This is a genomic window from Leifsonia sp. Leaf264 (assembly GCF_001422325.1).
In the GTDB taxonomy this organism is placed as follows: domain Bacteria; phylum Actinomycetota; class Actinomycetes; order Actinomycetales; family Microbacteriaceae; genus Orlajensenia.
On sequence record NZ_LMMR01000007.1, the window covers coordinates 512039 to 531516 of the forward strand.

General features: G+C 66.8%; 18 protein-coding genes. 12 read left to right on the forward strand and 6 right to left on the reverse strand.

The window, feature by feature from the left end:
* The first annotated feature begins 37 nt into the window (after positions 1-37).
* Both nrdF and ASF30_RS18125 read left to right on the forward strand, forming a co-directional pair.
* On the forward strand, positions 38-1015 hold the full coding sequence (gene nrdF / locus ASF30_RS18120; RefSeq protein WP_055824765.1) for a class 1b ribonucleoside-diphosphate reductase subunit beta: 978 nt from the start codon (positions 38-40) through the stop codon (positions 1013-1015).
* A 92-nt stretch (positions 1016-1107) separates the two neighbouring features.
* Positions 1108-1992 carry a phospholipid scramblase-related protein gene (locus ASF30_RS18125; protein ID WP_082468035.1) on the forward strand — a complete coding sequence of 295 codons (885 nt, stop codon included), beginning with the start codon at positions 1108-1110 and terminating at the stop codon, positions 1990-1992.
* Positions 1993-2128: 136 nt separating this feature from the next.
* Here ASF30_RS18125 and ASF30_RS22875 read toward each other — a convergent pair whose 3' ends face one another.
* From ASF30_RS22875 to ASF30_RS18140, 3 genes are all read right to left on the reverse strand, one after another.
* Positions 2129-3070: a hypothetical protein gene (locus ASF30_RS22875; RefSeq protein WP_157497489.1), complete on the reverse strand. Its 942-nt coding sequence runs from the start codon at positions 3068-3070 to the stop codon at positions 2129-2131.
* Complete coding sequence (locus ASF30_RS18135) at positions 3063-4802, reverse strand: AAA family ATPase (protein ID WP_157497491.1); 1740 nt, start codon at positions 4800-4802, stop codon at positions 3063-3065. Before ASF30_RS18135 ends, ASF30_RS22875 begins: the two co-directional genes overlap by 8 nt.
* A 210-nt stretch (positions 4803-5012) precedes the next feature.
* The gene (locus ASF30_RS18140) at positions 5013-5738 is read right to left on the reverse strand and encodes an amidohydrolase family protein (RefSeq protein WP_200918476.1); all 726 of its coding nucleotides are present in this window, start codon (positions 5736-5738) and stop codon (positions 5013-5015) included.
* Between the two features lie 132 nt (positions 5739-5870).
* Here ASF30_RS18140 and ASF30_RS18145 point away from each other — a divergent pair, with 132 nt between their 5' ends.
* Positions 5871-7013, forward strand: coding sequence for an NAD(P)-dependent alcohol dehydrogenase (locus tag ASF30_RS18145; RefSeq protein WP_235480386.1), 1143 nt, complete (start codon positions 5871-5873; stop codon positions 7011-7013).
* A 55-nt stretch (positions 7014-7068) separates the two neighbouring features.
* Here ASF30_RS18145 and ASF30_RS22880 read toward each other — a convergent pair whose 3' ends face one another.
* Positions 7069-7224, reverse strand: a complete 156-nt coding sequence (locus tag ASF30_RS22880; RefSeq protein WP_200918477.1) for a hypothetical protein — start codon at positions 7222-7224, stop codon at positions 7069-7071.
* Between the two features lie 122 nt (positions 7225-7346).
* Between ASF30_RS22880 and ASF30_RS22370 the strand changes: the two genes are divergently transcribed.
* From ASF30_RS22370 to ASF30_RS18175, 6 genes are all read left to right on the forward strand, one after another.
* Entirely contained in the window at positions 7347-10058 is a 2712-nt protein-coding gene (locus ASF30_RS22370) for a lamin tail domain-containing protein (RefSeq protein WP_082468039.1), read from the forward strand.
* A gap of 153 nt (positions 10059-10211) precedes the next feature.
* Complete coding sequence (locus ASF30_RS18155; protein WP_055909944.1) at positions 10212-10655, forward strand: DUF1801 domain-containing protein; 444 nt, start codon at positions 10212-10214, stop codon at positions 10653-10655.
* A gap of 91 nt (positions 10656-10746) precedes the next feature.
* On the forward strand, positions 10747-11289 hold the full coding sequence (locus tag ASF30_RS18160) for a hypothetical protein (RefSeq protein ID WP_055909948.1): 543 nt from the start codon (positions 10747-10749) through the stop codon (positions 11287-11289).
* 93 nt (positions 11290-11382) lie between these two features.
* Positions 11383-11793 carry a nitroreductase/quinone reductase family protein gene (locus ASF30_RS18165; protein ID WP_055909952.1) on the forward strand — a complete coding sequence of 137 codons (411 nt, stop codon included), beginning with the start codon at positions 11383-11385 and terminating at the stop codon, positions 11791-11793.
* A 152-nt stretch (positions 11794-11945) separates the two neighbouring features.
* Positions 11946-12491 carry a PadR family transcriptional regulator gene (locus tag ASF30_RS18170; RefSeq protein WP_055909955.1) on the forward strand — a complete coding sequence of 182 codons (546 nt, stop codon included), beginning with the start codon at positions 11946-11948 and terminating at the stop codon, positions 12489-12491.
* Between the two features lie 5 nt (positions 12492-12496).
* Positions 12497-14227, forward strand: coding sequence for an ABC1 kinase family protein (locus ASF30_RS18175; RefSeq protein WP_055909958.1), 1731 nt, complete (start codon positions 12497-12499; stop codon positions 14225-14227).
* 13 nt (positions 14228-14240) lie between these two features.
* On the opposite strand, the gene ASF30_RS18180 is transcribed toward ASF30_RS18175, so the two are convergent.
* Entirely contained in the window at positions 14241-14786 is a 546-nt protein-coding gene (locus ASF30_RS18180; protein ID WP_055909961.1) for a dihydrofolate reductase family protein, read from the reverse strand.
* Between the two features lie 59 nt (positions 14787-14845).
* The gene (locus ASF30_RS18185; protein WP_055909964.1) at positions 14846-15808 is read right to left on the reverse strand and encodes an NAD(P)/FAD-dependent oxidoreductase; all 963 of its coding nucleotides are present in this window, start codon (positions 15806-15808) and stop codon (positions 14846-14848) included.
* Positions 15809-15879: 71 nt separating this feature from the next.
* Here ASF30_RS18185 and ASF30_RS18190 point away from each other — a divergent pair, with 71 nt between their 5' ends.
* From ASF30_RS18190 to ASF30_RS18200, 3 genes are read left to right on the forward strand one after another with little or no spacing between them, the layout of a single operon-like run.
* Positions 15880-16521: a helix-turn-helix domain-containing protein gene (locus ASF30_RS18190; RefSeq protein WP_082468041.1), complete on the forward strand. Its 642-nt coding sequence runs from the start codon at positions 15880-15882 to the stop codon at positions 16519-16521.
* A 58-nt stretch (positions 16522-16579) separates the two neighbouring features.
* A complete protein-coding gene (locus ASF30_RS18195; protein WP_055909968.1) occupies positions 16580-17377 on the forward strand; it encodes an alpha/beta fold hydrolase in 798 nt (265 codons plus the stop codon).
* 39 nt (positions 17378-17416) lie between these two features.
* Positions 17417-19456, forward strand: coding sequence for a beta-galactosidase (locus ASF30_RS18200; protein WP_082468105.1), 2040 nt, complete (start codon positions 17417-17419; stop codon positions 19454-19456).
* Positions 19457-19478 lie beyond the last annotated feature (22 nt).

Consider the following 19478-nt stretch of genomic DNA (forward strand, 5'->3'; position numbering starts at 1 on the left):
ACGACCCGAAGCATCCGTTTCGAAAGAAGAGAACCCCATGACCCCCGACAAGCTCAAGCTGGTCTCGCACGTCGAAGCGATCAACTGGAACAAGATCCAGGACGACAAAGACGTCGACGTGTGGAACCGCCTCGTGAACAACTTCTGGCTGCCCGAGAAGGTGCCGCTGTCGAACGACATCCAGTCGTGGAACACGCTCACTCAGGAGGAGCAGACCCTCACGATGCGCGTGTTCACGGGGCTCACCCTGCTCGACACGATCCAGGGCACCGTGGGCGCCGTCTCGCTGATTCCGGATGCGATCACCCCGCACGAGGAGGCCGTCTACACGAACATCGCGTTCATGGAGTCGGTGCACGCGAAGAGCTACTCGTCGATCTTCTCGACGCTGTGCTCGACGAAGGAGATCGACGAGGCGTTCCGCTGGAGCGTGGAGAACGAGAACCTTCAGAAGAAGGCCGCGATCGTCATGGAGTACTACCAGGGCGACTCCCCGCTGAAGCGCAAGATCGCCTCGACGCTGCTCGAGTCGTTCCTGTTCTACTCGGGGTTCTACCTGCCCATGTACTGGTCGTCGCGCGCCAAGCTCACGAACACGGCAGACCTCATCCGTCTGATCATCCGTGACGAGGCCGTGCACGGGTACTACATCGGCTACAAGTTCCAGAAGGGCCTCGAAAAGGTCAGCCAGGCCGAGCGCGACGAGCTGAAGGACTACACCTTCAGCCTCATGTACGAGCTCTACGACAACGAGGTGCAGTACACGCAGGACCTCTACGACGGCGTCGGTCTCACCGAGGACGTGAAGAAGTTCCTGCACTACAACGCCAACAAGGCCCTCATGAACCTGGGCTACGAGCCGATGTTCCCGAAGACGGTGACGGATGTGAACCCCGCCATCCTCTCGGCCCTCTCCCCGAACGCCGACGAGAACCACGACTTCTTCTCGGGCTCCGGCTCGTCGTACGTGATCGGCAAGGCCGTGTCGACCGAGGATGAGGACTGGGACTTCTAGGTCTCACTGCAGTTCAAGGAAGGGCGGATGCTTCGGCACCCGCCCTTCTGTTCGATACAGGTTTCTCGTGGCCCCGGCTGTAGCCTCCATCTATGAGTGAGCAAACCCCCTCCGGCTGGTTTCCTGACCCCTTCGGGAGGCACGAACACCGCTACTGGGACGGTATTCAGTGGACCGAGCATGTCGGCTCCGCCGGTCGTCAGATGCTCGACGCGCCCATCGTCGCGCCGCCGAGGCCGGTTGCTCCGCAGCTTGCTACGCAGGTCGCGAGCAGGCCGATCGCCCCAAGCGAACCGTCTAACAAGAAGGCGCAACGACAAGTCCGCAAGCTTGGTGTCGCTGACCCGGATCGCGATGGCGGCGGCACGTTGTTCACCGAGCAGATTCTGGTGGTAAACCAAAAGGCAAAGCTCTTCGAGAAGAAGGCCGAGTATTCAGTCTTCGACCAGCACGGACGTAAGGTCGGCGGAGTCCGTCAGTTTGGCTACAGCATGTCGCGCATGGCTGTCGGGCGCGACAATGCCACGAAGCGCTTCCAGATTGTCGACGCTGAAGGCCAGCCGCTCGTGACGCTCACCCGACCGGCAACGGTGATGAAATCCAAGGTGATGGTCACGCGTGCGGACGGCTCGCCGGTTGGTCAGATCGTTCAGGAGAACTTTGGGGCTTTGGCTTCATTGCTCGGCGGCAGGTTCAATATCCGCTTTCGCATCGAGTCGGATGGCAAGACGCTCGGCACGATCAATGCGGAGAGCTGGCGAGCGTGGGACTTCAGTATCCAGGACCCGCGCGGTGCGGAGATTGGTCGAATCACCAAGACGTGGGGAGGGTTCGGAAAAGAGATGTTCACGAAGGCCGACAACTATGTCTTGGAGATGCATCGAACGCTCGAGGATCCGCTCCTTTCTCTTGTGGTATCGGCTGCCCTCGTCGTCGACACGGTGCTGAAGCAGGATGGCGATCAGCGCAGCCGTTGAACATCGCCCGACCTGCCGAACGTAGGTGGTTTGCTCATGAAGATGTCGAGCACGCCGCGCAGGTCTTCGTTCTGGCCGAGCGCGACGAGCCGAAGGACCGTGCCTGACGCCCAAACGCGCCATATACCCGGAAGTGCTATGTGGGCAAATGATCAATAATCACGCCGACGTACACCTCGGCTTCCTTCACTGCAAAGTACACACGGTTGATGTTGGGTCGAAGCTTGGTGTGCCACTCGCAACGAACAAGGGTGTCGTCGATGGTGAAGTCGCGCATTCGCATCTTCCGTGTGTTTCGACGCGTGTTGGACCCCTCGGGCGATGCTGTGATGCCAAAACTCCCCAATGCACTTTGACGATCGATCGTCTCGGTGTTCTCCGCCCAGATGGCCGGGGCCTGATCGTTTAGAACACCGAGATGTTGCACCAGTTTTGTGACGTTTTCGGTGTTGTCCCCATTCAGAGCGCGAAGATGACTCCAGGCGAGCTCATCGAACTTGAGGCTCGGAAACATGACAGGGGCGAAAGTCGGCAACAAACTGAGATCATTCCCGTGCTCGTCCAGAAAGAGTGCCCGCCACGCCTGTGCTGCTGCGGCGCGACTAGTTGGACTGTCGAAATCGGACGTAAGACGGACGAGGCGGGTTTTGATGCATTCCAAACACGTCGAAGTGCTCGTGCTCCACACTTCAGGGAGGGTTGAAAGCAAAAGTGGGGACTCACCACCAAAGGCAGCTACGTCCGAAATCAGGCGGGCAACGTTGCCCGGATGCCCGAGTGCAGGCTGATACTGATCGCCGAGGTGAGTTTTGCAAACGACCCGAGGCGGGCCCGAGGAAATGAAGCCTCGCGACATGTACAGTGTCAAAATCCGCCAAAAATCACGCTCCGCTATCGCTGAGGACGGCGGTGGTGATGCGGTGAGGTCTTGCAGGGCCTCAAGTGTCGCCGGCCCGATTTTGATGGCACGGTCATCGGCCCGGCCGAGCATTCGAGCCCAGAACTCGGTCTTTGCCGAGGCCGCGTCAGATGGAATCACGAACTCGGGGTCCAACAGAAGATGAGGCTGGTCAATCACCAGTCGCACCGCGAGCCCGTTCGATGTTCATCTTCAGGATGGCGCGGATGTCATCTTCAGACGAACTCAGGAATCCATCCGGCCATTCGTCCAGATCACCGAACTCACTTAGCTTCAGAGTGCGCGTCCTCGCGCCCCCACTCTTCGACTCGATGAAGGTGATATCTACATCCGAGGTATCGATACTTCCCTCAGCAGCGCGCCGTCGTATTCGCGTAATGAACGCATCGCTATGCGTTTCGATGATGAGGGAGACGTCAGGGCGCGCCGACAGCATGAAATCAGCGAGCCTCGCCTGCACTGCAGGGTGAAGGTGTAGTTCGGGCTGCTCCACGATGAACACCGAATCGTGCGGTGCGGACAGCAGTCCCACGAGGAGCGGGAGTGTTTGGCTGACGCCAACTCCCACCGATGTGAGGTCTCGAATGTGACCGTCCAAATGAAGCTCGAAGCCCACCCCCAGCTTTCCCCGACTGCGAGCGTTGATACGGTCGCCTATCTGTAGGTACTCAAGCCATCGGTTTACTGCGGTCGAAAGACGGTCGACCGTTCTGGCCTGACCGGGAGGGCAATACTGGACGGCATCGTTTGCCGACCGTGACAATACGGCAGCGCTGAACTCGCCACGCGTGCCCACGGGGAGGCCTCTGGCGAGCTCGTTCCAGTGATTCCACACCACGCGTGGTTCGTCGCGTAGGGGGCCGAGATACTGGACGCGCCGGCTTAACTCGTCCAGGCTGCTGTTCAGCGCACCAAGCGCGTCGAAACTTGTTCCTAGAGCATTGCCTAACGCGCTTTCGAGAAGGCCGACGACTGGTGACCCGTACGCCAAAACGGGTCCCTTTATTGGTAGGAGAGAGTAGGCACGACGTGCACGTTGGGCCGCAACTGCACCAATGGCATCAGACCGCTCGGAGGTCGTTAGATCGCTCCAGACGGAGTCGAACAGGTAGGGATTTCCGGATCGGGCATGACTGAAACGTTTGCTGATGTCGACGAGTTTCTTGTCCTCATGAGCAGCTTCCGCTAGTAGGCGGACGAACTCCCTGGCCACTTGTGGCGTGATGCCAGACCGCTTCATCTCTAACTGCTCGTCGCGACCGCTTTCGCTGAGGATGGACTCGAATTCGGCGCGATAGATGCTCGCGACGCGCTCTGGTGCCATTAGCTGCACGAGCCCGATCGGGCGCAGACCTTGCATTACCGCATATGTGCGTAGCTGCCGCTTGTCACTTCCGAGAAGGGCCTTCACATGGAGTACCTCGCGAGGCCCGAAATGGCGAGTCGCTTGCATCGCGAGTTCTACATCCGATCCGCGGGAATTGGCGCGGGCGAGTTCTAGATCTTGGCCGGGAAAGCTCGGCGAGGTGAACCCGATCCGCTTGGCTCGCAACGAAGAACGATCTTCCGTTGCCACTAGCTCGTACTCGGCACTCAACGGCTCGTCGTGCAGAGCGCCGTCGGTGAGGTGAGTGTCGACGCTGAGCCGTATTCCGATATGACCTGTCGAAGACGACTCTCTGACGAGGTCTTGTGCATCACCGAGTCTGACAAGTGGGCCGTTCAGGACAACCGGTCCCTCGTTGTAGAGGCTTTGTGCAGCAAGGAGAAGGGACTGTAGCGTTGATGACTTGCCACTGCTGTTGACGCCCGTAAGAATTGTGGCCTTGCCAGGGCGAATGTCTAAGTGAGCAGACTCAATACCCTTGAAGTCACTGATTTCCCAAAGCAAGTTTTTCCCTCCGCAGTTCGAACGACAGTAGCAGTGCGTGCGCGTGGGGGCGGCCGATGAGCGGGAGCGGATGAGCTGGATTCTCGACGAAAATCGGGCGCGCGATGCGACCTTCCGGCTAGCAATCAACCGAGGCACGTACGGTATGGCAGCGCGTCACGGCCGACGCGCGGCAGGTACAGATTAGGGCTTGCCCGAATGACGGCCCCTTTATGCCACCGCCGAGCAGTGATGCGTCCCTGCCGGAGGCGCCTCCGGCAGGGGAGCCGCATCCGTTGCGTCGTGCGCGATCTCGCCCGCGACGATCGTGAGGTCGGGGCGCTCCGTGAGGAGCCGGGCGGGATCGGGCTCGAGGTCGTAAAGGTTCATCGACCAGGTCACGAGGTCGGCGCGAGCGCCAACCCGCACGACGCCGAGCGAGTCCGCCGCGTGCCACGCCCAAGCGCCCTCGGCCGTGTAGCCGCGCAACGCCGCGTCCAAGCTCGAGCGCTCCCAAGAAGTCCACGAGGAGCGACCATCGAGACCCGCCCGCGTCAGCGCTGAGTAGAGACCGACCAGCGGGTCCATCTCGCCGACCTGCCAGTCGCTCGACAACGCGACGTGCGCGCCCGACTCGATGAGGGAGCGGAATCGCCAGGCGCGGCTCCAGCGCTGCTCGCCGACGTTGTCCATCCAGGTGCCGCCGACGAGATCGGGGGAGCAGTGGCGAGGCTGCATCGCCGCCGTCACACCGAGCTGCGCGAAACGGGGCAGGTCGTTGGGGTGCAAGCACTCGACGTGCACGATGCCGTGGCGGCGGTCGCGGGTGCCGTTGGTGCGGGCGGCGTGCTCGATGGCGTCGAGGGCGATGCGGATGCCGCCGTCTCCCGTCGCGTGCGTGTGGGTTTGGAAGCCCAGTCGATCGAGCTCGGTCACGATGCGGGTGAGCTCGCCCACCGGCGCGCTCGGGTGGCCGCGGTGGCCCGGACGGTGTCAACTCGTGATTGCGGGGCGGGGTCCGGCATAAACCTCGGAGCGGCGCTGCCAACCAGCAACGTGTCCGGACACATGCCGCGAAGCCCCGGCGACATGACACGACCTTTGATCCAAGGTGACACGCGACTGGGCGCCGTGCGCGAGCGCGTCGACGCGGCATCGGTCGCTCAGGCGACGCAAATCGGTCTCTATCCGGGGTGTTGGAGTTCGATGGTGCCCGAGCACGCAACCGGAATGCTCCCTCCCATGCGAGCGGCGAACCCCTACGGTTGTCGTGTGCGCGCCTGGGTCTACGAACGATACGGTTCCGTCGATGAACTGCAGCTCCGCGAGGTGCCGACGCCGGTGCCCGGCGAGGGCGAGGTTCTCGTGGAGGTCGTCGCGACCTCGGTGAACCTGTCGGACTGGGAGGCGTTGCGGGGCAGCCCCGGCTACGCCCGCTTCGACGGGCTGCGACGCCCCCGAACCAAGATCCTCGGATCCGACATCGCTGGCCGCATCGTCGCGGTCGGCGACGGCGTCACCGGATTCCGGGTCGGCGATGAGGTGTACGGCGACAACATCCGAGGCCGTGGCGGATTCGCCGAGTACGCGGTGATGCCGGTGACGGCACTCTCGCCCAAGCCGCCTGCCTTGACGTTCGCCGAGGCATCGACCATCCCGCAGGCGGGGGCAATCGCCCAGCAGGCCATCGCGACCGGGCGACCGGGGCAGCGGTTGTTGATCAATGGCGCCGGTGGCGGCTCGGGCAGCTTCATGATCCAGCTCGCGGTCGCGAAGGGCATGCACGTCACCGCGGTCGACAACGCGGAGAAGCTCCAATTCATGAAAGGGCTGGGGGCGCACGAGACGATCGACTATCGGCGCACCGACTTCACGCGCACGGGCCCTTACGACCTCATCATCGACCTCGTCGCACGGCGATCGGTGTTCGCGTACAGGCGAGCGCTCGGCAGGCACGGACGATGTCTGATGGTCGGTGGCACCCTGCGCACGATGCTCCGGATGGTCACGGTCGGCACGCTCCTCGGAGCCCTCACCCGTGCACGTTTCGGAGTGCTCTTCGTCCACGAGGGAGCCGGAAACTTCGACCAGCTCGCCGCCCACCGCGCCGCGGGGTCGATCGACATCCACATTGACCGCACGTTCCCGTTCGTGGAAGTGCCCGCTGCTCTCGCCTTCCATGGTGAAGGGAGGGCGCTCGGCAAGGTCGTCGTCATCGTGCGCGACAGCTGAGGCGCCCGGGCCCCTACGCCGCCGCCGAGCAGTGGTGCGTGCCTGCAGGCGGCGCCTACGGTAGAGGCGCGGCATCCGTCGCGCCGTGCACGATCTCACCGGCAACGATCGTGTGGTCGGCGCGCTCGCCCAGTAACCGCGAAGGGCCGGGCTCGAGGTCGTAGAGGTTCGACGACCAGGTGACGAGGTCGGCGCGAGCACCGACGCGCACAACGCCGAGGGAATCCTCGGCGTGGAGATCCGTCGGGCGATACTCGACCAGCAGAGTCTCATTCGCCCTCCGTTCACCTTCCCGTTCACCCGCGTACCGGCGGCGTCAGTAGGTTTCGGCGCATGAGTCGTTCCTTCTCCCGCGCCGTCGCGGCCGTTGCAGCCACCGCCACCGCCACCGTCGGCGCCGCGCTCGCGCTCGCACTGCCCGCCACCGCCCAGGCCGCCGATGCGGCATCCATCAGGATCACCGAATGGATGTACAACCCGGTGAACTCGTCGGGGGAGTACATCGAGTTCACGAACCTCGGCTCGGCACCGGTGAGCCTCGCCGGCTGGTCGTTCGACGACGACAGCAGGGCGCCCGGCACGGTTCCGCTCGACAGCCTCGGCACTCTCGCCGTCGGCCAGTCCGCGATCATCACCGAATCGGCGGATGCCACCTTCCGCAGCGACTGGGCCCTCGGCGCCGACGTGAAGATCCTCGCGGGCAACGTCACCAACCTCGGCCGGGCCGACGAGATCAACCTCTTCAGCGGCACGGATGCCGTCGCGAACCTCGTCGACCGCCTCAGCTACAACGACCAGGGCACCGGCCCCGTGAAGGGACCGCGCACGCAGGGCGTCGCGGGCATCCCGAAAACTGAAGCCGCACTCGGCGCGAACGACGCCTCGCAGTGGCAGCTGTCCGCAGTGGGCGACGCCGAGGCGTCGTGGACGTCGACCACCGGCGACATCGGATCGCCCGGGAAGAGCCGCTTCGCCCCGGCAGCGCCGACGGAGCCGACGGACCCGACGACGCCCGCCGACTGGACCAGCATCCGTATCAACGAGGTCTCCTCCGACAACGGGGCGACCCCCGTCGGCGATGCGATCGAGCTGTACAACAGCGGAGCGACCGCCGTCAGCATCGCCGGCTGGCTGCAGATCGACAGCGGGGCAGCCACGGCGGCGACGGCGTTCTCGGCGAAGCTCGCCGACGGCACGGCGACGACCACGATTCCCGCCAAGGGCTTCGCCTACTTCGGCTCGGGCAAGGGCCTCGGCAGCGGCGGCGACAGCGTGAAGCTCTACCTGCCCGACGGCGCCAACGGCACCGCGGGCACTCTCGTCGACTCGGTCGACTACACCGCTGGCGAGTCTGGTGCCGACGAGGGCAACAACTTCGGCGCCGGCGCCTTCGCGCGCTGCCCCGACGGCAGCGGCGCGTTCGCATCCGTGAAGGACAAGAGCTTCGGCGCCTCCAACGCCGCAGCCTGCGCGACCCAGCTGACCAACCCGGCCGACGTTCCCGCGCCGACCCTGAACTGCCAGCCCGAGGCGCCGTCGGGCACGGGAACCCTGCCGGCGACCGCCCTCACGCCCGCCGCGTGGCCGGGTAACGCATCCGTCGCCGTAGCCGACACGCAGTGCGCCTGGACGACGACGACCGGACCCGAGGGTCGCGACGTCAGCGGCATCATCTTCGACCCGAGCAACGCGAACGTGCTCTACAGCGTCAAGAACAAGAGCTGGGTGTTCCGCATGGTCAAGCAGGGCGAGACCTGGGTGCCCGACACGAGCAACGGATGGGGCGCCGGCAAGGAGATCTTCTTCCCGGGCAGCACCGACGCGGCGACCAACCAGCCCGACACCGAGGGACTCACCATCGGAGCGGATGGCGCCCTCTACGTCACGACCGAGCGCAACAACGCCGCCAACACCATCCCGCTGAACTCGATCCTGCGCTTCGACCCGACTCAGGCCGGCACCCAGCTCGTCGCGACGGACCAGTGGAACCTGACCGCCGAGTTCCCCGAACTGCACGCCGGCAACAAGACCGAGGCGAACCTCGGCTTCGAGGGCGTCACCTTCGTTCCCGACAGCTACCTCACGGGCAACGGATTCGTCGACCAGTCGACGGGCAAGGCCTACAAGCCGATCGACTACCCGAAGCACGGCACCGGCCTCTACTTCGCGGCCCTCGAGAACGACGGCAAGCTCTACGCCTACGCGCTCAACAGCGACCACTCGTTCCACCGGGTGGCTGTCGTCGACACGGGCATGGGCCACGTGATGGATGTGGCGTTCGACGCCGACGCCCAGCGCATCTGGGCTCTCTGCGACAACACCTGCGGGGTGACCTCGACCGTGCTGAAGGTGAGTGCGACCGGTTCGATCGTTCCGGATGCCGCCTACGCCCGCCCTGCCGCCCTGCCGAACAACAACGTCGAGGGCTTCGCGCTGGCGCCGAACTCGAGCTGCGTCGACGGCACCAAGGAGGTTCTGTGGGCCGACGACGGCATCTACGGAGCCGGCTCGGGAACGGCATCCGAAGGTCATGCTCTCTTCAGCGGACGGATCAGCTGCGACCTGCAGCTCGGCGGCCAGGGCGTGCCGAAGCCGGCCGCCTGGGACAAGACGACGGCCTACTCCGCCGGAGACCAGGTGAGCTACAACGGGAAGGTCTTCCGGGCGCTCTGGTACAGCAAGGGGGAGATCCCCGGCAGCAACGCCAACGGCTCCTGGGCCGAGATCGCGATCGCGGCGGACGGGTCGACCCTCTGGACGTCGACGGGAGTCTTCAACGCCGGGGATGTCGTGGTCTACCAGGGCCGCACGTTCAAGGCGCTCTGGTACACGCGCGGCACCACGCCCGGCGGAGTCGGTGGCCCGTGGAGCGAGATCGTCGCCTCCACGACGCCCGGCGGCGTTCCCGCCTGGAGTGCCGCGACCGTCTACACCGGGGGCGAGAAGGTGAGCTACCTTGGCCACGTCTATCAGGCCCAGTGGTACAGCGCCGGTGCGACCCCGAGCCCGACGGCGCTCTACGGCCCCTGGAAGCTCATCAGCTGAGGCGGGAGGCGGGAGGCAGTCGGCTGACGAGGTGGCGGGCTGACTCTGCCCGACGGGCGGCGTATCGTCGGAGGCCATGTGCAGGAGCATCCGCGGCCACTCGGCGGATGCTCGGCCTGACCGCGTTCCGTGCGAACGAGAGGGGTGAAACGGATGACGGACAACGACGACCGCTCGGTGACGGAGTACATCGCCTCGCTCGATGACGAGCAGACCGTGCGCGATAGCGAGACCTTGGTCGAGATGATGCAGCGGATCAGCGGGCGTGAGCCGGAGCTGTGGAATGTCGGCACCATCGGCTTCGGCACGTACCACTACAAGTACGACAGCGGCCGCGAAGGCGACGGCCACACGATCGGCTTCTATCCGAGGAAGGGCAAGCTGACCGTCTACCTGATGGACGGCACGGCACGCCACTCGGAGCTCCTGTCGAAGCTGGGCAAGCACTCCCTGACCGGCTACTGCGTCTACATCAAGCGCCTCGGCGATGTCGATCTGGCGGTGCTCGAGCAGATCGTCGCAGAGTCCTACGAGTTCGTCGAGTCGAAAGCCCAGGAGGGTCCGATACGTCAGATCCTCTGGAAGTCGAACGACTAGACGGATCTCGTCGCCGCACCGGGCCACGTCGCCGCTTGGGGAAGGCCTATCCGCACTCGCCACGACCGCGAGAGCGTGGGAACGTTGACGCATGCACGAGAACCAGCGCGAGACTGTCAGCGCGGCGGGACCTCGACGTTCCACACGCCTGACGCGCCTGCTCTTCAACGCCTACAACACCGAGCACGCGGTGTACGGCATCGTGCTCGTCACCACGCTCGTCGCAGTGGGCTGGCACTTCGACACTGATGGCGAGGTGCTGCTCTTCATCGTCGGCACCGTCGGGGTGTTCTGGCTGACGCACGTCTACGCCGCCGTCGTCGCGAGTCGGAACAGTGCCGAGGGTCGCGCCGTGCCGATCGGGCGGGCCATCGGTCGTGCTGCCCTGCACTCGATCGGGATGCTGCTCGCGATGCTGCTGCCGTCAGTCGCGCTCGCGACGGCGACGTTTGGCTGGGTCGACGAGTACGTCGCGTATTACATCGCCCTCTGGATCGGAGTGGTCACCCTCGCCGTGATCGGCTGGGTGAACTCGGAGCGCAACCACGGCACGTGGCCCATGCGCCTGCTCAGCGCGCTCATCACCACGGCCTTCGGCGGCGCCGTCATCTGGCTGAGCTCGTTGGTGCACTGAGCCCCAGCGAGCATCCGTCCCGATGCACTCCGAACCGCGCGTAGCGTGGGTTGCAGGCGCCGCACTCCGTCAGGCGCGCACAGGAGGAACCGCATGTCGGACTGGAATGACGAGATCATCGAGGAGTTCCGCCGCACCGGCGGCACCGTGGAGAGGGCCGGATTCGGTCGCGATCTCGTGCTGCTGCACCACGTCGGCGCCAGGAGCGGTGAGGTGCGGGTGAGCCCAGTACGGGCGATCCCCACCGACGACGGCTGGCTGATCGCCGCATCGAAGGGCGGGGCTCCCGACAACCCGGCCTGGTTCCACAACCTGGTGGCGCATCCTGATATCGAGATCGAGACACCGGATGACGGCAACGTCGGCGTGCACGCTGTGCGGCTCACCGGAGCCGCTCGTGACGAAGGCTGGGCGCGATTCACCTCGCTGCCCGGCAGCAGCTTCGCCTCGTACGAGGCGAAGACGGATCGCGTGATTCCCGTGCTGGAGCTGCGGCGACGCTAGACCCACTACGCACGCAGCAGGTGCAGATGCGGTCCCGCTCGCTCGCCGTTGCGGGGGTTCGACCGTTCCTTCGAGTGCGCTGGGAACCCTATCGTTCACGGAAGTCGCGATATATCGTTGAGTATCGTTCACGACGTTCGGAGGAGATCATCATGGGCAGTTCATTCCCCGCAGGCGGATTCGGAACCGGCTTCAACGCCGAGGGCATCTGGCAGAAGATGGAGGAGCTGCGCTCGACGTTCGAGAAGCGCGGAGGCACCCGGGTGGGCCGCGGCGATGTGCGCGCGGCCGTGCTCGCGCTGCTCGCAGAGCAGCCCATGCACGGTTACCAGATCATCCGCCAGATCGAGGAGCGCAGCGGCGGCAGCTGGAAGCCCAGCGCCGGCTCCGTCTACCCGACCCTGCAGCTCTTGGCCGATGAGGACCTCATCAGCGCCGAGGAGTCCAACGGTCGCAAGACCTATTCGCTGACGGATGCCGGCCGCGCCGAAGCCGAGGCCGCCAGCGGAGCGGCTCCCTGGGCTGCCACGAGCGATTCCGACGACACCGGATTCTCAGCGCTGCCCAAGGCCGGCCTGCAGCTGGCCCGCGTGGCCGCGCAGGTGAACACCGAGGGGTCGCCGGAGCAGATCCGCGAGGCCGTCTCCGTGCTGGAGGACGCACGCCGCCGACTCCACTCGATCCTCGCCCAGGGCTGACGAGGGTGACGTCGGATCCCCGAAGCGGGGGAGCGGCGGTCGCCGGCACCGGTGAGACCCGCGCCCGCTACAGGCGCATCCTCCGCTTCGCCGGCTGGAACCTCGCGGTCACGTGGTGGTTCGAGCTGTTCCTGCCGCGCATAGGGCTGGGCGCCCTCGCCGCGCGCTCCCGGTCGAAGCGGATGCGGCGGTTCGCGCAGCGCTTCCACGTTCTCGCCGTCGACCTCGGCGGGCTGATGATCAAGGTCGGCCAGTTCATGTCGTCGCGCCTCGACGTGCTGCCGCCCGAGATCACGACCGAGCTGGAGGGCCTGCAGGACGAGGTGCCGCCGGTTCCGTTCCCCGCGATCCGCACGCTCGCCGAGGCCGAGCTGGGCATGCCGCTCGAGCGCGCGTTCGCCGCGGTCGACGAGACGCCCGTGGCCGCTGCATCCCTCGGCCAGGCCCACCGTGCGACGCTCGGACCGCTCGACGCTGAAGAAACCGGGCTGGATGCCGTCGTCATCAAGGTGCAGCGGCCGGGCATCGACGCGATCGTCGAGACCGACCTCGCTGCGCTGCGCAAGGTGGGCGGATGGCTCAGCCGGGTGCGGCTCGTGTCGGACCGGGTCGACGCGCGCGCCCTCGTCGAGGAGTTCGCGCAGACCAGCCGCGAGGAGATCGAGTACCTGCACGAGGCGGCCAGCCTCGAACACTTCGCCGCCGACTTCGCCGACGACGCCCGGGTGGCGGTGCCTGCCATCGTGTGGGAGCGCACCACCCGCCGCGTGCTCACCCTCGAGGACGTCACGGCGATCAAGATCACGGATGCGGATGCCCTCCGCGCCGCCGGCATCGAGCCCGCGCAGGTCGCCCCGGTCTTCGCGGCCGTCATGTTCGACCAGCTCTTCACCCACGGCTTCTTCCACGCGGACCCGCATCCGGGCAACATCTTCGTCACCCCGGTGGCCGACGGCGACGGAGTGCCGGGCGTCTCCGACGGTCAGTCGTGGAAGCTCACGTTCATCGACTTCGGGATGATGGGCGAGGTTCCCGCGGGAACGCGCCGGGGCCTGCGGAAGCTTCTGATCGCGGCGGCCTCTCGGGACGGCAAGGGCCTGGTCGATGCCATCCGCGACCTGGGCGTGCTGCTGCCGTCGGCCGAGACGGCCGAGCTCGAGCGCGCGATGACCCAGCTCTTCGCCCGCTTCGGCGGGATGGGCTTCGCCGAGCTGCGCGAGGTGGATCCTCGGGAGTTCCGCGACTTCGCCGTGCAGTTCGGCGATGTGGTGCGGTCGCTGCCGTTCCAGCTGCCCGAGAACTTCCTGCTCATCATCCGGGCGATGTCGCTCACCTCCGGGGTGTGCAGCGCGCTCGACCCCGAGTTCAACCTCTGGGACTCGATCGAGCCGTACGCTTCGCAGTTGCTGCGCGACGAGCGCGGCAACGTGGTTCAGGATGTCGCCCGGCAGGCTCTCGAGACCGCCGGCCTCGCCTGGCGCCTGCCGAAGCGGCTCGACTCCCTCGTCACCCGCATCGAGGACGGCTCCGTGTCGATGGCGAACCCGGCGCTCGAGCGGCGGGTCGCACGGCTGGAGCGCGCGATGCGACGAGTCGTGTCGGCGGTGCTGTTCGGTGCTCTGCTGGTCGCCGGCGCCGTGGTGCGGCCCGATGACGTGGTGCTCGGCACGGTGCTGATGATCGCCTCGGTCATCCCGCTCCTCGTAGCGATCTTCGCGGGGCGCCGTACGCGCTGAGATGCTGCCCGGGCTATCCGGCAGGCACGTACTGCAGGGCCACCGCGCCGGATTCCAGCTCGAGCCTGCCCACGAGCTTCAGGTCGAGGGGCGTCGACAGGCCGGCGAGCAGGGCTGGACCGTGCCCGACGACCCGCGGATGCACCACGAACTCGTACTCGTCGATCAGTCCCAATTCGACCAGGGCCAGCGGCAGGGTCACCCCGCCCACGAGCAAGCCGTCGCCCGGCTGCTCCTTGAGGGCCCGAATCGCCTCGCCCAGATCGCCACGGATCAGTTCGGAGTTCCAGTCGACGCTCTCGAGGGTGCTCGACACGACGTACTTCTTCGCGGCATCGATGGTCTCGGCGAAGGGTTCGGTCCACGCGGGCATCTCGCCCGACGTCGGCAACCGCCAGGCCGATTCCATCATCCCGTAGGTGACTCGCCCGAAGATGAGGGCGTCGGCCCGTGCGAGGTTCTCCGCCGCATGACGATGCAGTGCCTCGTCGGCGACCCCGAAACGATGGTCGACACATCCGTCCAGAGTGACGTTGATGGAATAGCGAAGTGGTCGCATCCATCAAGGGTAGCCATCGGCGGGCGGCGGTTCCAGAGTCGCTCGCCGAGCGGACCCGGTCAGGATGCCGCTGCGCGAGACAGCGGGGCGGCGAGGGTGGTGAGGGCAGCGCGCACATCCTCCTCGACCAGCTCGGCGTCGAGGCCGGCCCCGGCCATGTTGCCCGCCGCCATCGCGAAGGGCACCGAGGACCGCGCATCCGTCACGTTGCCGGCAGCCCACAGGCCCGGCACACTGGTGCGGCCCATCGGGTCGACGTCGAGCCAGCTCGCTCCCTGACGGTCGACGACCCGCGCGCCGAGACTGCGCGCCAACCCATCGGCGGGCGTCGGAGTCGGGGCCGCGAAGACCGCATCGGCGGGAACGGCGGTACCGTCGGCGAGACGCACGGCCTTCAGAGTGCCGACCGCATCCGACTCGACCCCGGCGACCAGACGATCCTCAACCGCGATCCCGCGTGCCACGAGTGCGGCGTGGGCCTCGTCGGGGAGGTCGCTGCCGTTCACGAGATAGGTGACGTCCTCGGAGAGCTGGCGCATGAGCTGAGCCTGGTGGGTGCTCGCAGCGCCGCCGGCCAGGATCGCGATGCGTCGATCCCGCATCTCCCAGCCGTCGCAGTACGGGCAGACGACGACGCCGCGCCCCCACTGCTCGGCCAGCCCGCTGATGTCGGGCAGCTCGTCGCGCAGGCCCGTGGCCAGCAGCATCCGTCGGGTGCGATGAACAGCTCCGGAGCGGAGCAAGACCTCGAAGCCGTCGTCCAGCGGGGCGGCCGTGACGACCCCGTCGGCGTGCACCGTCACCGAGTCGTAGCGTTCCAGCTCGCGGCGGCCGTCGGCCAGCAGTTCGAGCGGGGAGGTGTGGTCGCGGCCGAGCACTCCGTGCGTGTGGGCGGCGACGCGATTGCGCGGCCGGCCCTCGTCGATGACGAGCACGCGCCGGCGCGAACGGCCGAGCATGATCGCTGCACTGAGTCCGGCGCTGCCGCCGCCGACGATGATGACGTCCCAGGTGGTGTTCATGTGTCGATCCTCACAAAGGCGCTCATAGACTGGCAACCACGTTTGCCGAAACGGCAAGGAGGGCGGTCTTCATGGCGCATACGCACGAGTGGCACGGCACGTCGGGCTCGGACGACTCGGACCCGGATGCCGTCGGCGACGCATCCGCGTCCTTCGAGGTGATGCTCGACCAGGTCGCGCCGCGGTTGCGCGCCCTGCGGCAGCGTCGAGAGCTCACTCTCGCGGACCTCGCCGAGCGCACCGGCATCTCGGTGAGCACCCTGTCACGGCTCGAATCCGGTACTCGGAAGCCTGCGCTGGAGCTGCTCATCCGGCTTGCGGGGGTGTACCGCGTGAGCCTCGACGACCTCGTCGGCGCCCCGCAGATCGCCGACCCCCGGGTGCGTCCGAAGCCGTTCTACCGCAACGGCAAGGCCATCATCCCGCTCACCCGCGACAATCCCGACGTGCACGCATTCAAGATGGTGCTGCCCGGCCACGATCCCGATGCGCCGATCGAGACCAGCACCCACGAGGGATACGACTGGATCTACGTACTCAGCGGCCGCGTGCGGCTGTCGCTCGGCGGCCGGGAGATCGTGCTGGAGGCCGGCGAGGCCGCTGAGTTCGACACTCGAATGCCGCATGGTCACGTGAGCGCGTCGAGGGAGCCGGCGGAGATCCTGAACCTGCTGAGCACGCAGGGGGAGCGGGTTCACCTGCGGGCGCCGTGAGGGTGGCCTCGAGACTCCAGGGCGTGGGCTCGTGCCGTGGTGGGCCAGAATAGGCGACATGCCCCCAGCGCTGACCGCCCTGACCGAGATGCCATCGCCGCAGTACGTGATGTCGGCCGACGGCCTGCGCATAGCGACGTACCAGTGGGGTGAGGACGACGCCCCCACGGTGCTGTGCGTCCACGGCTTCGCGTCGAGCTGCCGCGACAACTGGGTGAGCACCGGGTGGGTGCGCGACCTGACGCGCGCCGGCTTCCGTGTTCTCGGCGTCGACCAGCGCGGGCACGGTGCGAGCGACAAGCCGCACGAGGCATCCGCGTACGGCATGAACGCCTTCGTCGACGACCTGGTGACGGTGCTCGACACCTACCTGCTCGACTCCGTGCTGTACGCCGGCTACTCCCTCGGAGCTCGCGTCGGCTGGCAACTCGCCGTGCAGGTTCCCGACCACGTGGAGCGCGCCGTGCTCGGCGGCATCCCCGACGGACGCCCCCTCGCGCGCCTCCAGATCGAGCAGGCGCGAGCATATGCCGATCACGGCATACCCGTCGAAGACACGGTGACCCAGAACTACGTGACGCTCACCGAGCGGGTCGCCGGCAACGACCTGCGTGCGCTCATAGCGCTCGCTGAGGGTATGCGCCTGGGCGATGCCGACCCCGACGTGGCGCATCCGCCGACGCAGCAGATGCTGTTCGCCACCGGCAGCGACGACGCGATCCTCGAGCGGTCGAAGCTGCTGGCGGATGCCACCCCCAACGGCACCTTCGTCGAATTGCCCGACCGTCACCACTTCAACGCTCCGGGGTCGCGGGTCTTCCGCCAGGCCGCGGTCGAATTCTTCACACAGCGCTGACGGGCAACCGAGGCATCGATGGTCGAGGAGGACCGCGGCATGACGATCTGGTACGGCGGGGACTACAATCCGGAGCAGTGGCCACGGCCGGTGTGGGATGAGGACGTGCGGCTCATGAACCGAGCCGGTGTCTCGCTCGCCACGGTGGGCGTGTTCTCCTGGGCCCGCCTCGAGCCGCGCCCCGGTGAGTACGACTTCGACTGGCTCGACGAGGTACTCGACCTGCTGCACGCTGCGGGCGTGCGTGTCGACCTGGCGACGGCGACGGCGTCTCCGCCGCCGTGGTTGGCGTTGCGGCATCCGGAGACCCTGCCCGTGACCGAAGACGGTGTTCGGCTCGCCGTCGGAAGCCGCCAGCAGTACTGCCCGAGCTCCCCGGTGTACCGGGAGCGGGCTCGCGAGCTGGTCACGCGCATCGTCGAGCGGTACGCCGATCACCCGGCGCTCGAGCTCTGGCACGTGAACAATGAATACGGATGCCACGTCAGCCACTGCTACTGCGAGGTCTCGGCCGCGGCGTTCCGCGCCTGGCTGCAGCAGCGCTACGGCAGCATCGACGAGCTCAACCGGGTGTGGGGCACGGCCTTCTGGTCGCAGCGCTACGACTCCTTCGACGAGGTGCAGCCGCCGCGCACGGCGCCGACCTTCCGGAATCCCACCCAGCTGCTCGACTTCGACCGCTTCTCCAACGACGAGCTGCTCGCGTGCTTCCGCTCCGAGGTCGCCGTCATCCGCGAGCGTTCGACGCTGCCCGTGACCACGAACTTCATGGGCTTCTTCAAGCCCCTGGACTACTGGGCGTGGGCCCAGGAGGTCGACGTCGTGAGCGATGACACCTATCCCGACCCCGCCGATCCTCTCTCGACGCCGTACGCGGCCATGGTGCACGACCTCATGCGTTCGCTCGGCGGCGGAGCGCCGTGGCTGCTGATGGAACAGGCGACGAGCGCGGTGAACTGGCGCCCGCGCAACGCCGTGAAGGCGCCCGGGCAGATGCGGGCCTGGTCGTACCGGGCCGTGGCGCGGGGAGCCGACGGCATCCTGTTCTTCCAGTGGCGTCAGTCGGCCGTCGGCAGCGAGAAGTTCCACTCCGGCCTGGTGCCGCACTCGGGAACGGACACCAGGGTCTGGCGGGAGGTCGAGCAGCTGGGCCGGGAGCTCGCCGCGCTCTCAGCCCTCGACGGCGACGCTGCGATCGTGGGCACCCTGGTGCCGGCCCGAGTCGCGATCGCGCTCGACTGGACCAGTTGGTGGGCCATCGAGCAGCCCGGGTCACCGGCCGAGGTGTCCTACCTGCGCACGATCTTCGCCTGGCACAGCGTCATCACGTCGCTCGGCCTCGCTGTCGACTTCGTACAGGCGGAGGCCGAGTTGTCGGCGTACAGCCTGGTGCTGGTGCCGGTGCACTTCACGCTGACCGACCCCCAGGGCGCGAACCTGGCCGCCTTCGCCGATGCCGGCGGCACCCTCGTCACCGGCTTCGGCACGGGCATCACCGACGAGAACCTGCACGTGCACCTGGGCGGCTACCTCGGTGACGCGCTGCGGCGCGTGCTCGGCATCTGGATCGAGGAGTTCGCCCCGCCAGCTGGCGCTGACCTGGAGGCTACAGGTGCCGGCGAGGCGCCCCCGGTTCCCCTGAAGGGCGAGGTGCTCGGCGGTGCCGCCGACGGTCACGTCTGGGCCGAGTTCGTGCGGGTGACGGATGCCGACACCCTCGCCACCTTCACCGACGGCGCTCTCGCCGGCTGGCCGGCCGTCACACGCCGGGCGTCCGGCAGCGGAAGCGCCTGGTACGTCGCGACCCTCCCCGAACCGTCGGCGCTGCGGCAGCTCGTCGAACAGCTCGTCGCCGATGCCGGCATCGAGGTGCCGGCGCCGGTCGCGACGGGCGAGCAGGTGGAGGTCGTCCGACGCGGTGGGGCGGTGTTCGTCATCAACCACGGCGCCGACGAGGCCGAGGTGCTGGTCGACGGCGTCGACGTGCTCACCGGTGGGGCGGCATCCGGACTCCGACTGCCGTCGCAGGGCGTGGCCATCGTCGTCGGCAGCTCCTCCGGAGAGGCCGCCGGAGGCTGACCCGGAATCGGACCCTTCGCTC